The 14,318-nt window shown below is 62.6% G+C and carries 11 protein-coding genes; 3 read left to right on the top strand and 8 right to left on the bottom strand.

Annotated elements, in window-relative coordinates:
• Positions 1 to 4 precede the first annotated feature (4 nt).
• Positions 5 to 907: a LysR family transcriptional regulator gene (locus B3N48_RS10380; RefSeq protein ID WP_296182976.1), complete on the bottom strand. Its 903-nt coding sequence runs from the start codon at positions 905 to 907 to the stop codon at positions 5 to 7.
• 261 nt (positions 908 to 1,168) lie between these two features.
• Here B3N48_RS10380 and B3N48_RS10375 point away from each other — a divergent pair, with 261 nt between their 5' ends.
• Together B3N48_RS10375 and B3N48_RS10370 are read left to right on the top strand one after the other, a co-directional pair.
• The gene (locus tag B3N48_RS10375) at positions 1,169 to 2,140 is read left to right on the top strand and encodes a DMT family transporter (protein WP_296182973.1); all 972 of its coding nucleotides are present in this window, start codon (positions 1,169 to 1,171) and stop codon (positions 2,138 to 2,140) included.
• A 48-nt stretch (positions 2,141 to 2,188) separates the two neighbouring features.
• Positions 2,189 to 3,343, top strand: coding sequence for a gamma-butyrobetaine dioxygenase (locus B3N48_RS10370; RefSeq protein ID WP_296182971.1), 1,155 nt, complete (start codon positions 2,189 to 2,191; stop codon positions 3,341 to 3,343).
• 310 nt (positions 3,344 to 3,653) lie between these two features.
• Here the strand turns inward: B3N48_RS10370 and eutC are convergent, their stop codons facing one another.
• Genes eutC through eat form a run of 3 tightly spaced genes read right to left on the bottom strand, consistent with a single transcriptional unit; the run spans position 3,654 to position 7,262 of the window.
• Positions 3,654 to 4,475, bottom strand: coding sequence for an ethanolamine ammonia-lyase subunit EutC (gene eutC, locus B3N48_RS10365; RefSeq protein ID WP_296182968.1), 822 nt, complete (start codon positions 4,473 to 4,475; stop codon positions 3,654 to 3,656).
• Between the two features lie 12 nt (positions 4,476 to 4,487).
• Positions 4,488 to 5,882, bottom strand: a complete 1,395-nt coding sequence (locus B3N48_RS10360) for an ethanolamine ammonia-lyase subunit EutB (protein ID WP_296182965.1) — start codon at positions 5,880 to 5,882, stop codon at positions 4,488 to 4,490.
• Positions 5,883 to 5,909: 27 nt separating this feature from the next.
• Complete coding sequence (eat, locus tag B3N48_RS10355; RefSeq protein WP_296182963.1) at positions 5,910 to 7,262, bottom strand: ethanolamine permease; 1,353 nt, start codon at positions 7,260 to 7,262, stop codon at positions 5,910 to 5,912.
• A gap of 476 nt (positions 7,263 to 7,738) precedes the next feature.
• Here eat and qhpR point away from each other — a divergent pair, with 476 nt between their 5' ends.
• Complete coding sequence (gene qhpR / locus B3N48_RS10350; protein WP_296182962.1) at positions 7,739 to 8,788, top strand: AraC-like transcriptional regulator QhpR; 1,050 nt, start codon at positions 7,739 to 7,741, stop codon at positions 8,786 to 8,788.
• Positions 8,789 to 9,025: 237 nt separating this feature from the next.
• Here qhpR and B3N48_RS10345 read toward each other — a convergent pair whose 3' ends face one another.
• From B3N48_RS10345 to B3N48_RS10330, 4 genes are all read right to left on the bottom strand, one after another.
• On the bottom strand, positions 9,026 to 10,291 hold the full coding sequence (locus B3N48_RS10345; RefSeq protein WP_296183084.1) for an MFS transporter: 1,266 nt from the start codon (positions 10,289 to 10,291) through the stop codon (positions 9,026 to 9,028).
• Between the two features lie 184 nt (positions 10,292 to 10,475).
• Positions 10,476 to 11,639, bottom strand: a complete 1,164-nt coding sequence (locus tag B3N48_RS10340; protein WP_296182960.1) for an L-talarate/galactarate dehydratase — start codon at positions 11,637 to 11,639, stop codon at positions 10,476 to 10,478.
• A 36-nt stretch (positions 11,640 to 11,675) separates the two neighbouring features.
• Positions 11,676 to 12,992 (bottom strand): MFS transporter, encoded by a 1,317-nt coding sequence (locus B3N48_RS10335; RefSeq protein ID WP_414704223.1) that lies wholly within the window; start codon positions 12,990 to 12,992, stop codon positions 11,676 to 11,678.
• 255 nt (positions 12,993 to 13,247) lie between these two features.
• Positions 13,248 to 14,300: a LacI family DNA-binding transcriptional regulator gene (locus B3N48_RS10330; RefSeq protein ID WP_296182957.1), complete on the bottom strand. Its 1,053-nt coding sequence runs from the start codon at positions 14,298 to 14,300 to the stop codon at positions 13,248 to 13,250.
• Between the last annotated feature and the right edge of the window lie 18 nt (positions 14,301 to 14,318).

Raw genomic sequence — 14,318 nt, 5'->3', positions numbered from 1 at the left:
CTCCCTACCCCAATTCAGCCTTCAGCCAGGCCACCAACAGACCCGCCTCCTCACGACGGGCCTGACCGTGGCGGCGGTAGACCGACAGCGCATTATCCAGATGCACGCTCTGGCTGAACGGCGCGATCAAAACGCCGCTGTCGAGCATGCGCTGTGACGTGCGCCGCCAGCCCATTGCCAAGCCGTGCCCCTCGACCGCCGCGTGAAGCATCAGCGAGTAGCTGTCGAACGCCAGCCCCCTCGCCTGTCGCGGCACGTCAACGCCGAACCTCGCCAGCCAGGTGTCCCATTCCAGTTGATAGACCGGCTGCGCGTCGTGGTGCAGCAGCGTGTGGCCGTGCAGACCGTCGAGGGCGATCGGCAACGTTCGCCCGTTCGCGTAGGCGGGGCTGCACACGGGAAAGACTTCATCAGCGGCCGTGAACAGCAACGGGTGCAGGCCGTGGTCGCGGTTGCTGCTCTGCATCGCCACGTCGAAATAGCCCTGAAAGTCGGTCAGCGGATTGGCCCAGGTGACCATCTTCAGTTCGATTTCCGGGTACTGCTGATGGAAATTCGACAGCCTCGGCATCAGCCAGTGAAACGCCTCGCAGGGCTGACACAGCAACACCACTTCATTCTTCCCCGCCACCCCGCGCAGTCGGTCCGAGGTGCTGGCGACGTCGCGCAATGCATTACCCAACGTGAGGTTGAGCTCGCGTCCCGCATCGGTCAGAAACACGGCCCGGTTGCGGCGCTGAAACAGGGCGATGCCGAGGTCATCTTCCAGCGCCCGAATCTGCCGACTGACCGCCGCCTGAGTGAGGTTAAGCTCCTCGGCGGCGCGGGAAAAACTCAACAGCCGAGCGGCCGCCTCGAAGGGCAACAGACTGGCCAATGGCGGGAGGGACTTGCCGAGCTTATTCATGATTTCAGGTAATACATCGTGACGAAGACATCATTTGTAGCACAGCGGGGCGGATCGGCAAGATGGCCGCATTCGCACCCGCCCCTGTAGGAGCGTGGCTTGTCCCGCGATCGCGCCGGGATCACGTCCGACCGCAGTCGTCGTAAAACCGGCTCATGCGGCGTATCTGGAACAATGGATGCGCCGGTTTTGCGACGGGTTCCCCGCCGATCGCGGGACAAGCCACGCTCCTACAGTTCACCCAGACTGGGAACTACTACCATGAATCCGTTGCGCTCCACCCTCCTCCAAGGCGTCGCCTTCGCCGTGCTGGCAACGCTGTGCTGGGCGAGCAATTTCATCTCGCCGTACGTGTTGCAGGGCTACAGCATTCAGGACTTCATGCTCGTGCGTTTCATGATGGCCGGGCTGATCGGCTTTTGCGTGCTGCCGTTCTACCGCGCTCAGCTGCGGGGCCTGCGCCCTCGGCAATGGCTGACCGGCATGGGCCTCGGTGTGGTGGGGTATCTGGGCTACAGCAGTTGCATTGCCGGCGGAGTGATCTACGGCGGGCCGTTGCTGATCGCCGCCTTCATCGGTGCGGTGCCGGTGTTGCAGGCCTTGCTCGGCAACGCGACACACCGCTCGCTGCGCTGGGGCCAGTTGGCCGTGCCGGTGACGGTGCTGTGCCTGGGGCTGGTGGCGATCAACCTGAACCTCCTGAACGAAGCCGCCAGCGGCCCGGCGCACCCTGGAATCGGTCTGGCGTTCTCCATCGGTGCGGTGCTGCTGTGGCTGTCGTTCAGCGTGGTGAATCAGGCGGCGATGGAACATTTGGACGCCCGCGCAACGACGGCCTGGACCTGCCTGATGATGATCGGTGCAGGGCTCGCCGCCGTGGTGCTGACTCCCCTGGCGTGGGCGGCGGATCTGCTGCGTCTCCCAGTATCGGGTACGGCCACACCTGACGCCCTGCACCTGTACGGCTGGGCCGCAACGATTGCGCTGCTGTCGTCGGTAATCGGCGCCGGCGCCTGGAACCTCGCCTCGCGACGCCTGCCCATGGTGCTCTCCGGGCAGCTCATCGCGCTGGAATCACTGTTCGCCAGCCTCCTCGGCCTCGCGTTCCACGGTCGCTTGCCGAGCATGGCCGAAGCTTTCGGTATGGTGCTGATTCTGATCGGCACCGTATACGCCGTTCGGGTCATTCTCGCACCCACCCGCCCCGCCTCGGAACACCCCACCACGCCCTGAGCTTCGACCCATCGTGCCTAACTCCATTGTGCCTAAGGAGCCTCGTCCATGAACGCCATCGCCGACTACCGCACCTACCCGCTGATCAGCCCCCTGCTCAGTGTCACCCTCACACCCGAGCTGGTTGAAGTGCTGTGGGCCGACCAGCGTCGCAGCCCCTTTCATGCGCTGTGGCTGCGGGATAACTGTCCCTGCGAGGCGTGCGTGTACAGCGTCACCCGCGAGCAGGTGTTCGAGATCGCCGACGTGCCGCTCGACCTTGAGGTACGCGCTGCCGACATCGATGAGCTCGGCGCCCTGCGCGTGCGGTGGCAGGACGGCCATGAAAGCCGCTTCGACCCCGGCTGGCTGCGCGCCCACGCCTACGACAATGATTCCCGCGCGGAACGGGAAGCGAAACGCCCGCGCCAACAGCGCTGGGTCGCAGGGCTGGAGTTGCCGGTGTTCGACTACGCGGCGGTGATGGAAGACGACAATGCCCTGCTCGGCTGGCTGCTGGCGGTGCGAGATGTCGGGCTGACTCAGGTGCGCGGCGTGCCCACCGAGCCGGGCTCGTTGAGCCCGTTGGCGCGGCGGATTTCGTTCATTCGCGAAAGCAACTTCGGGGCGTTGTTCAACGTGCAATCCAAAGCCGATGCGGACAGCAACGCCTACACCGCCTTCAACCTGCCGCTGCACACCGATTTGCCGACGCGGGAATTGCAGCCGGGTTTGCAGTTTTTGCATTGCCTGGTGAACGACGCCCAAGGAGGCGACAGCCGTTTCGTCGACGGCTTCGCGGTGGCCGAGACCTTGCGGATGGAAGACCAGGAGGCGTATCGATTGCTGTGTGAGGTGCCGGTAGAGTTTCGCAACAAGGACCGCCGCAGCGATTACCGCTGTCTGGCGCCGGTCATCGCGCTGGACGCTCGGGGTGAGGTGGCGGAGGTGCGCATGGCGAACTTTCTGCGCGGGCCGTTCGACATCGAGCCTGCGCGGATGCAGCCGTATTACCGGGCCTACCGGCGCTTCATCGAGATGACCCGCGAGGCGCGGTTTCAGTTTCGTCAGCGATTGGAGGCTGGACAGCTGTGGTGCTTCGACAACCGCCGCACCCTCCACGCCCGCGACGCCTTCGACCCCAAGAGAGGGGCGCGGCATTTTCAGGGGTGTTATGTGGACCGGGATGAGTTGCTGTCGCGCATTTGGGTGTTGCAGCGGTGATCGTGAGTGTCCCAATCCCTCTGTAGGAGCCGGCTTGCTGGCGAATGCGGCAGGTCCGCACCGCATTGGGTGACTGACAAGCCGGCTCCTACAATGAATGGCGGTGGATTAGCATCATGTGTCCGCCCGGCATCGCCTGTAGTAGCGAATTCATTCTGGGCAGCATTCCAGCGAAGAGGGTTCGGGTGATGGAGATGTGTCGACTGTACCGGCCCATCACGAATGAATTCGCTCCTACGGACAGCTCCGTGAGACAGCTCCGTGGCAGACCCATGACCTGGGGGGCTACGGAGGAACCTGGTGGCTCACGTTAGTTGCCGATCAAAAAATTCCCCGGCCGTCCGACTTCATTTCCTTCCAGCACCGGCACTTGCGCGTCGTCTTTCAATTTCACTCCGGACAATTGTCGGCGCCAGGCTTCGCGCATGAGGTAGAGCAATTTGTGCGCGGCCATTGCGTAGCTCATGCCCTCCAGGCGCACGTTGGAGATGCAGTTGCGCGCGGCGTCGTTCAGGCCGACGCGGGGCGCGTAGGTGAGGTACAGGCCCAGGCTGTCGGGTGAGCTGAGGCCGGGGCGTTCGCCGATGAGGATCACCACCATGCGCGCCTTGAGCAGTTCGGCGACTTCATCGGCCACGGCGACGCGCCCCTGTTCCACCAGCACCACCGGCGCGAGACTCCAGCCCTCCGCTGCGGCGAGTTCGTCGATGCGTTCGAGCATCGCCGGGCTGTGACGTTGCACGGCCAGCGAGGACAGACCATCGGCCACCACCAACGCCAGGTCGAACCCGTCCGTATGCGCCTCGGCATAACCACGCAATTGCGTCACTGAATCCGTCGACAGGCGTCGCCCCAAGTCCGGGCGCTGTAGGTAAATGTTCCGATCCTGCGCCGAACTGTGCACGGTCAAGGTTTCCCGCTGGCGACCGTTCAATTGCTCGCTCAGCGCCTGGTGATCGAACGGCAGATGCACGGCGTCACGGGCCTGGGCGTGGGCGAATTGGAAGTCCAGTTGCGCGGCAGTCGGCAGGCTGGTCCCGGCGTGACCCAAGGCAATTCGCGCCGAAGTCAGCGCGCGTAACTGCTGCCAGGCGTCGGCCTGGGCCGGTGTCTTGTTGTGGTCGTCACTCATGGCCGAACGTCCTCACTGCAACTGCGCCAGCGCCTTGCGAAACAGCGGCGGCACGCCCTGCCCCAAGCGCACGCTGTTGTCGTCCTGACGCAGAATGTCCATGCGCGTCAACCATTCCTCGAACTCCGGCGCCGGGCGCAAGCCAAGGGTCTTGCGGGCATACAGCGCATCATGAAACGAGGTGGTCTGGTAGTTGAGCATCACATCGTCGGAGCCGGGAATGCCCATGATGAAGTTGATCCCGGCGACCCCGAGCAGCGTCAGCAGCACGTCCATGTCGTCCTGATCGGCTTCGGCGTGGTTGGTGTAGCAAATGTCGCAGCCCATCGGCACGCCGAGCAACTTGCCGCAGAAGTGATCTTCAAGTCCGGCGCGAATAATTTGCTTGCCGTTGTACAGGTATTCCGGGCCGATGAAGCCGACCACGGTGTTGACCAGAAACGGGTTGAAATGCCGGGCCACGGCGTAGGCGCGGGCTTCGCAGGTTTGCTGATCGACGCCGTGGTGCGCGTTGGCCGACAGCGCGCTGCCCTGCCCGGTCTCGAAATACATCAGGTTGTTGCCCAGCGTCCCGCGTTTCAGACTCAGCCCCGCTTCGTAACCTTCGCGCAGGATTTCCAGGCTGATGCCGAAGCCGCTATTGGCCGCTTCGGTGCCCGCGATGGACTGAAACACCAGGTCCAGCGGCACGCCCTTTTCAATGGCAGCCACAGAGGACGTCACGTGAGTGAGTACGCAGGATTGGGTAGGAATGTCGTAGTGGCGGATCACGCCGTCGAGCATTTTCAGCAATTCGCTGATGGCGCTGATGCTGTCGGTGGCCGGATTGATGCCGATCATGGCATCGCCGTTGCCATACAGCAGGCCGTCGAGGACGCTGGCGGCGATGCCAGCCGGGTCGTCCGTCGGGTGGTTGGGCTGCAAGCGCGTGGACATTCGCCCGCGCAGGCCCACAGTGTTGCGAAAGCGGGTGATGACGCGGATTTTCTGCGACACCAGCACCAAATCCTGCACGCGCATGATCTTCGACACGGCCGCCGCCATTTCCGGTGTCAGCCCCGGCGCCAGCGCCTTGAGGCTCGCTTCGGTGGCGTCGTCCCCCAGCAGCCAGTCGCGAAAGCCGCCGACCGTCAGGTGGCTGACCGGCGAGAAGGCCGCCAGGTCATGGGTGTCGACGATCAAGCGGGTGACTTCGTCCTCCTCGTAAGGGATCAGTGCCTCGTTGAGGAAGCGCTTGAGCGGCACCTCGGCCAAGGTCATTTGGGCCGCCGCCCGTTCGGCGTCGCTGGTGGCGGCGACTTCGGCGAGGAAGTCGCCGGAGCGTGCGGGGCTGGCCTTGGCCATGAGCTCCCGCAGGCTGTCGAAACGCCAGACCATGCCACCGATGCTGTGGGAAAAGCTCATCACCCGCGTCCTCTTTCGATTCAGAATCCATCAGCCTGGGACGGCAACCACCGCCCCGCGACCTCGTACCACTTTGCAGAACAGCGCACCCACGGCCATCAGACCGATGAAAATGCCGCAAATCACCAGGTTGAACCACACCATCGCGATCAGACAGACCACCGCCAACACCAACGCGATGCCCGGCACGATGGGGTAGCCCGGTGCCCGGAAGCTGCGTTCGAGGTTCGGCTCGCTGCGGCGCAACTTGAACAGGCTGAGCATGCTGACGATGTACATCACAATAGCGCCAAACACCGACATGGTGATCATCGCGGCGGTCAGGGTCATGCCTTGCAGATTGACCAGGCCGTCACTGAGGATCGCCAGAATGCCGATCACGCCGCCCGCCAGAATGGCACGGTGCGGCGTCTGGAAGCGCGACAATTTGGCGAGGCTCGCGGGCAGGAAACCCGCGCGGGCCAAGGCGAAGAACTGACGGGAGTAGCCCAGAATGATGCCGTGGAAACTCGCCACCAGACCGAACAGGCCAATCCACACCAGCATGTGCATCCAGTTGGAATTGCCACCGACCACGGCTTTCATCGCTTGCGGCAGCGGGTCGTTGATGTTCGACAGTGCGCGCCAGTCGCCCACGCCGCCAGCGAAGATCATCACGCCGATCGCCAGCACCACCAGCGTCAAGATGCCTGCCACATAGGCACGCGGGATGGTACGTTTCGGGTCTTTGGCCTCTTCGGCGGCCATGGCAGCGCCTTCGATGGCGAGGAAGAACCAGATTGCGAACGGGATGGCCGCGAAGATCCCGCTGATCGCGGGCAGGCTGAAGGTGTCGGAACCGGCCCAGCCGCCGAGCACGAAATTGCTGAAGCTGAAGCCCGGGGCCACGACGCCCATGAACACCAGCAGTTCGGCCACGGCCAGCACAGTGACCACCAGCTCGAAGGTGGCGGCGATGCTGACGCCGAGGATGTTGAGGGTCATGAACACGATGTACGCGCCGATGGCGGCCACTTTGGGGTCCAGCGACGGGTATTGCACATTGAGGTACGCGCCGATGGCCATGGCGATGGCCGGGGGCGCGAAAACGAATTCGATCAGCGTCGCGAGGCCCGCGATCATCCCGCCGGTTACCCCGAACGCCCGCAGGCTATAGGCAAACGGCCCACCCGCGTTGGGGATCGCGGTGGTCAGTTCGGTGAAACTGAAAATGAAGCAGGTGTACATCACCGCGACCATCAGCGTGGTGACCAGAAAGCCCAAGGTGCCTGCGGTGCCCCAGCCGTAGCTCCAGCCAAAATATTCGCCGGAAATCACCAGGCCCACGGCCAGCCCCCACAGGTGCAGGGTCCCCAATGTCGGTTTGAGTTGTGTAGCGGTCATGTGCGTGCACCCCGGTAGTCAATCGACGGAATTTGCCTGACGTCGAGCATAGTCACAGGTTTACGGCCAAGGCTTGACCGTGGAATGCGCCGGTTGTCGTGTGTGGTCAAGTTTTTCGGGTATTTGCGCAGGGTGCGCCATGCTGGCGCGCCGTGAGCCCGCTTTGCTTTATCTCGGGTCATGTTTGACAAAGATTGGGTGGCACCTCAGTACCCAGTGAGGTGGGTCGATGGGTAGCAAGCAAGGCGCTCCCGCAGAGCACCTGTAGGAGCGTGGCTTGTCCCGCGATCGGCGGAGAACCCGTCGCAAAACCTGTGCATGCGGTGTTTCAAATGCGCGCTATCAGCCGGGTTTACGACGACTTCGTCGCCGATCGCGGGACAAGCCACGCTCCTACAAATGGCGGCGTATCACGTAACAAGGTATGACATTTGCTTGAATGAAATTCATACAGACTTTCAAGGCTGCTCACGCCCATGCTTCAGCTCCCGATCCCGCACGGCGCACCGAACACCTCCCCCGCCAGCCATCGTGGGGTGTTGTCGGCTGCGGCGAACGGTCTGGACGGGTTCATCGTGCAGCACGGCGGCGATCTGGATCGGGTGTTCGGCCGGGCCGGGATCGATCCCGAACAACTGCTGCACCCGACCCTCAGCCTGCCTCTCACCAACTACTGCAAGGTGCTGGAAGAAGCGGCGCGGCAGACCGGTTGCGACAATTTCGGCCTGCGCTATGGCCAGCAGTTTCAGCCTCAGGCGCTGGGGTTGCTGGGCTACATCGGCCTGTGTTCGCCGACGCTGGAGGCCGCGCTGATCAACTTTGCCGAGGCCTTTCCCTTTCACCAGCACAGCACCCTGATCGAGCTGGTAGACCAGGGCGAGTGTTACCGTTTCGACTATCAGGTACGTCACGGCGCGATTCACGAACGTCGCCAGGACGCCGAATTGACCATGGGCATGGCGCTAAATCTGGTACGGCACGTCCTCGGTCCGCAATGGGCGCCGCGCCAAGTGACGTTCGAACATGCCAGGCCACAGGACTGGCAAGAACACCGGGAGGTGTTTCACGCCGATGTGCAATTCGGCCAGCGCTGCAATTCGCTGCTGATCCCCAAGGCGGAGTTGATCGGCAAAGTGATGCCGGGCAGCGACCCGATTCTGCTGATGCTGATCAAGGACGCGATCCGCCAGTTGGGGGACAACGGCCGTGAAACCACTGTGCTGGAACACGCCCGCCAGACCGTCCTCGCCACGTTGCACCTCGGTGAACCGGCCCTTGACGAGATCGCCCACAGCCTTGGTCTGTCGGAATGGGCGCTGCAACGCAAGCTGCGCGAGCACGGTTTGAGCTTCACGCAACTGGTGGACCAGATCCGTCAGGACACCGCCCTCGCCCACCTCAAACAGCAAACCCTCAGCGTCACTCAACTCGCCTCGCTGTTGGGCTATTCCGAAACCAGCGCCTTTTCGCGTGCGTTCAAGCGCTGGTTTGGGGTGAGTCCCAAACAGTGGCGTGGGGCTCAGTAGCGTGTGGTGAATTCGGAAGAAATCAGGCGCCTGACATGGCCTCTTCGCTGCCGTCGTAAACTCCGGCGTCTCCCGCAGGTACGGTGGTGTGCACAGAACCCATGACCCACCGCTACAACGATCGAGACGCACGATCAACGCCCGAACGACCCAAATCCTGCGGGAGACGCGGGAGGTTACGACGGCAGCGATCGCGGTAGACCGGTTAACCTACCCACCGCTGGCACACTGCATTGTTTAACGCCGCCGTAATTCCAACCGCTGCAAACGCCCCATGCTCAAGAACGCAAGCGCACCCACCAGCGCATGCGCTGCCACCACGTACATCGCTCCGGAGAACGACCCGGTGGACTGCACGATGTAGCCGATCACGATCGGGGTAAAGATGCCCGACAGGTTGCCGAACATGTTGAACAAGCCGCCCGCCATCCCGGTGATTTCCTTGGGCGAGGTGTCGGACACCAGGGTCCAGTCCACGGCCACTACACCTTTGCCGAAGATCGCCAGCGACATCAGGATCGTCACGACCCACATCGATTCGGTAAAGTTGCAGAACACCAGCGTCGCGCCCATGGTCATGCCGCACACCAGCGGAATCTTGCGCGCCACCGACAGCGAGAAGCCCTTGCGGATCAGGTAATCGCACACCGCCCCGCCGCACAACGCGCCGAGCAGGCCGCAGATGCCGGGGATCGCCGCAATCGCACCCGCTTCCATGATGTTCAGCCCGCGCCCTTTCACCAGGTACACCGGGAACCACGTCAGGAAGAAATACTGCAGCGAGGTGTCGCAGTATTTGCCGAGGTAGATCGACCACATCATCGGGCTTTTCAGCAGCACTTTCAGGTCCGAAAAACGCGGCACGAAGGCGCCCTTCTCTTTCGGTTTGTCCATGTCCACCTGAGCGCCGCCTTCACGCAGATGCTCAAGCTCGGCGTGGTTGACTGAGGGGTGTTCGGTCGGGGTTTTCACGAACTTGAACCAGATCAGGCTGACCACTATCCCCAGCCCGCCCATGAACCAGTACACGTGCTCCCAGCCATAACGGTGAGCGATGAAACCCATGGCGGGTGCGAGCAACACCACCGACATGTACATCGACGAGTTGAAGATCACCGTCGCCAGTCCACGTTCCTGCAACGGAAACCACGCCGCGACAATGCGGCTGTTGGCGGGATAGACCGGTGCCTCGATCAGCCCCAGCAGGAAGCGCAACACGAACAGCGTGCCAATCGCGACCGGCACCGAGAAGAAGCCGATCATGCCCTGCGCCACGGTAATCGTGGACCAGAGAAACAGCGACAGCCCGTAGACCCGCACCGAGCCGAATTTGTCGAGCAGCCAGCCGCCCGGCAACTGCCCGAGCACATAGGCCCAGGCGAACGCCGAGAACATGTAGCCAAGGGTGACGGAGTTGATGCCCAGCACTTCGGTCAGCGCAGAGCCTGTGATGGACAGCGTGGCGCGGTCGCCGACGTTGATCGCGGTGACGATGAACAGCATCGCGAGGATGCCGAAACGCACTTTGCTGCGCACGGCGGTTGCAGCCCCCGCAGCCGGAATGGCCGCGCTTGCGGTGTTGGAATGATCCACATGAAAGCCCTCATTTTGTTGTTATAGATCGGCCACAAGAGCGCCCCGTAGGGAGGCGCTCCTGGTCATGCACACACGGTGGTTCAGTGATGAATCAGGGGCGGGAACCGACCTCGGCGGTCTGCGCGGTCCAGGCCTTGACCTGCTCGCTCAACGACAGCCCCAGGCCCGGACGGGTCGGCACCAGCATCCGGCCGTTGCGGGTTTCCAGACGCTCGTTGAACATCGGCTCCATCCATTCGAAATGCTCGACCCAAGGCTCGGTCGGATACGCCGCCGCGAGGTGCACGTGCAACTCCATCGCGAAATGCGGCGCCAGCATCAGCCCGGCCTGCTCGGCCATCGCCGCGACCTTGAGGTACGGCGTGATGCCACCCACCCGAGGTGCGTCCGGCATCAGGAAATCGGCGCCACGTTTGTGGATGAACTCGGCGTGCTCGGTGACGCTGGTGAGCATTTCGCCAGTGGCGATCGGGGTGTCGAATTGCTGGGCCAGGGCGGCGTGGCCTTCGGCGTCGTAGCAGTCCAGCGGCTCTTCGATCCAGATCAGGTTGAATTCTTCGAAACGACGGCACATGCGCTGGGCGGTCGGGCGATCCCACTGCTGGTTGGCGTCCACCATCAACGGGAAGTCATCGCCGAGGTGCTTGCGAACCGTGGCCACGCGGTGCAGGTCGATGGCGCAATCCGGCTGACCGACCTTGAGTTTGATCCCGCCGATGCCCTTCTCCCGCGACATATCGGTGTTGTGCAGCAACTGCTCCAGCGGCGTGTGCAGAAAGCCGCCCGAAGTGTTGTAGCAACGCACCGAATCCCGATGGGCACCCAGCAAACGCGCCAGCGACAGATTGGCGCGCTTGGCTTTCAGGTCCCACAACGCTACATCGAAGGCACCAATGGCCTGGGTCGACAGACCGCTACGCCCCACCGATGCGCCGGCCCAGCAGAGTTTGGTCCAGAGCTTGGCGATGTCGCTGGGGTTCTCGCCGATCAGCGCCGGGGCGATTTCCTTGGCGTGGGCAAACTGGCCGGGACCGCCTGCCCGCTTCGAGTAACTGAAGCCCATGCCGCGATGACCATCGGTGGTCTCGATTTCGGCCACCAGAATGGTGATTTCGGTCATCGGCTTCTGCCGACCGGTCAGCACCTTGGCGTCGCTGATGGGGTTCGACAGCGGCAGGAACACCGAAGACACCTTGACCCAGGCGATCTGGTCGTTATCGGCGGATTTCAGATGGGCGTTGGATTGAACAGACATGGCATTCTCCTTACGAATTCTTATGAGGCTGAGTGATCAGACGCGTTGGCCGGACAGACCGTCGTTCTTGCTGCGGGTGGTCCGATCGGGCACAGGCGTGTCTTCCAGATCGTCGAGGTCGAGACGGTTCAGGGGGCCGACAATCACGAGGTAAGCGAAGGCGCCGAGCAGGCCCATGGCCCCGACGTAGATCAGCGCCGAATCGAACGACCCGAGCTGATTGACCAACACACCGATAGCAATTGGCGTGACGATGCTGGCGATGTTGCCGCAGAAGTTGAACATCGCCCCGCTGATGCCCATCGAGCGTTTTGGCGAGACGTCACCGACGATGCACCAACCCAGGTTGCCGATGCCTTTGGCGAAGAACGCCAGGGACATCACGCCGATCACCACAGGGATCGACTGGGTGTAGTTGGCGATGACGATGGTGCTGGACAGCAACAACCCGCAAATAATCGGGGTCTTGCGGGCAGCGGTCAGGCTGTAGCCCTTTTTCAGCATCCAGTCGGACCAGACGCCGCCGATCATGCCCCCGAGACAGCCAGCAATCGGCGGGATGGCCGCAACCAGGCCGACCTTGAGCATGGTCATGCCCTTGGCTTCGATAAGGTAGGTCGGGAACCAGGTCAGGAAAAACCAAGTGATGGACGTCAGGCAGAACTGCCCCAGATACACGCCGAGCATCATGCGGTTGGCGCCGATGGCCTTGGCCCGTTTCCAACTGAACGGGGTCTTCACGTCGCCCATGTTCGGCAGCCCGCCACCGGCTTCGATGTAGTCGATCTCGGCCTGATTGGCGCGTTTGTCCTTGCGCGGCTCGTGGACCAGCTTGAACCACAACAGGCCGATGAGGATGCCGGCCCCGCCGGTCCAGAAAAACACGTGCTGCCAGCCAAAGCTGTTGAGCAGCAACACCATCAGCGGCGTGAAGGCGGCCAATGCGAAGTACTGCGCCGACTGGAAGATCGCTGTGGCGAGTCCACGTTCATGACGCGGAAACCACATCACGGTCAGGCGGTTGTTGGCGGGAAAGGCCGGCGACTCAGCCACGCCCATCAAAAAGCGCAGGACGAACAGCACGACGAACGCCGAACTGAACATATCGACGTAGCCCTGCAAGTACGTCAGCGCCGACCAGATGATCAGGCTCATGCCCAGCACCAGACGCGACCCGAAACGGTCGAGCACGATGCCGCCCGGAATCTGCATGCTGGTGTAGGCCCAACCGAACGCCGAGAACGCGATGCCCATGGTGATGGCATCGAAGCCCAGGTCGGTGCGCATCGACGGAGCGGCAACGGACAGCGTGGCGCGGTCAACGTAATTGAACACGGTCACGATGAAAATCATCGTAAGGATCAAATAGCGAACATTGGTCTTCGCCGAAACCGGTGGTGTGGAGATCACTGTTATTTTCCTTGTCGTGATGAAGCCCGCGCCTGTGTCTGGACGTGCCCGTGTGTGCGCGACATTTTATGATTGCGCAATCATTACCGCCCAGTAAAAAAGGCATTGCCGATCATCTGCAGATGCCTTGAGGGAAAATACTACACTGATTGCGCAATCATTCAATATCACGTTTGTCGGACAATCGAAAAACGAGGTTCAGGTACTGGCGCGGTCGATGAGGGTAAATCCGGTGTCGACGCGAACGGGCGTGGCGCTGGAGGTGTGTTCTTGAAAGCGGTCGAGCAAGGCCTGCGCGACCTGCAACCCGATGCGGTTGCCATCGACCCGCACGGTGGACAGCGCCGGATAGACCTGCGCCGCACTGCTCAAATCGCCGAAACCCATGACGGCGAGGTCTTCCGGCACCCGCAGGCCGCGACTGGCCGCTTCGGCCAGGACACCTTGAGCGACAGTGTCGGAGCTGCACACGACGATGTCCGTGGAGACGCCGCGGTCCAGCAGGTTCGCCAGCCCTTCCCGCCCGACTTGGAGCGTGGCGGGCGGCGCGAGGACTTCCATCGGCACATCGTCGATGCCGTGTTGATTAAGTGCGGCGATCAGACTGTGGCAACGACGCAAACCGCGAGGGTCGCCGATGGCCACGACGGAGAAGCGCTTATAGCCTTTTTGCAGCAGGTGCCGCGCGGTGTCCTGCCCTACTTTTTCGTGGGAGAACCCGACAAGCATGTCGATGGGGTCTTCACTCAAGTCCCACGCCTCGACCACTGGAATGCCCGCCTGCGCCAGACGCGTTCGGCTGGATTCGGTGTGCAGCGTACCGGTCAGCACGATGCCGTCGGGGCGCCTGCCCAGCACCGCTTCCAGCAGCTTTTCTTCCTGCTCGGCGTCGTAGCCGGTCAGGCCCAGCAGCGTCTGATAACCGGCCTGGGTCAGCCGATCCATCAGCGCCTGCACCGTATCGGCAAAGATCGAGTTGGCAATCGTCGGCAGGAAAATCGCCACCAGCCGGCTCTTGCTGCTGGCGAGACCGCCGGCCAGCATATTCGGCACATACCCGGTTTTGCGCACTGCTTCGCGCACCTTCTCACGGGTGTCCTCGCTCACCAGATCAGGCCGATGCAACGCCCGCGACACCGTCATGGGCGAAACACCCGCGACCTTGGCCACATCGATCAACGTAAGGCTGGAGGCTTTCTTCGGCTCGGACGACGACACAAGGTCCGCCGACCTGCCTGATTTCTTCGGCATGAACGATTCCGGTTTCAA

The organism is Pseudomonas sp. UBA1879 (genome assembly GCF_002338065.1).
In the GTDB taxonomy this organism is placed as follows: Bacteria; Pseudomonadota; Gammaproteobacteria; order Pseudomonadales; family Pseudomonadaceae; genus Aquipseudomonas.
The sequence above is the reverse complement of the archived record's forward strand: the minus strand, read 5'-3'. Positions and strand labels throughout refer to the sequence as shown.

Bases quoted from the DNA above. Each gene is read 5' to 3' on its own strand.
- B3N48_RS10380 (WP_296182976.1), bottom strand. From the start codon at position 907: ATGAATAAGCTCGGCAAGTCCCTCCCGCCATTGGCCAGTCTGTTGCCC.
- B3N48_RS10375 (WP_296182973.1), top strand. From the start codon at position 1,169: ATGAATCCGTTGCGCTCCACCCTCCTCCAAGGCGTCGCCTTCGCCGTG.
- B3N48_RS10370 (WP_296182971.1), top strand. From the start codon at position 2,189: ATGAACGCCATCGCCGACTACCGCACCTACCCGCTGATCAGCCCCCTG.
- eutC (WP_296182968.1), bottom strand. From the start codon at position 4,475: ATGAGTGACGACCACAACAAGACACCGGCCCAGGCCGACGCCTGGCAG.
- eat (WP_296182963.1), bottom strand. From the start codon at position 7,262: ATGACCGCTACACAACTCAAACCGACATTGGGGACCCTGCACCTGTGG.
- qhpR (WP_296182962.1), top strand. From the start codon at position 7,739: ATGCTTCAGCTCCCGATCCCGCACGGCGCACCGAACACCTCCCCCGCC.
- B3N48_RS10345 (WP_296183084.1), bottom strand. From the start codon at position 10,291: ATGCTGTTCATCGTCACCGCGATCAACGTCGGCGACCGCGCCACGCTG.
- B3N48_RS10340 (WP_296182960.1), bottom strand. From the start codon at position 11,639: ATGTCTGTTCAATCCAACGCCCATCTGAAATCCGCCGATAACGACCAG.
- B3N48_RS10335 (WP_414704223.1), bottom strand. From the start codon at position 12,992: ATGATTTTCATCGTGACCGTGTTCAATTACGTTGACCGCGCCACGCTG.
- B3N48_RS10330 (WP_296182957.1), bottom strand. From the start codon at position 14,300: ATGCCGAAGAAATCAGGCAGGTCGGCGGACCTTGTGTCGTCGTCCGAG.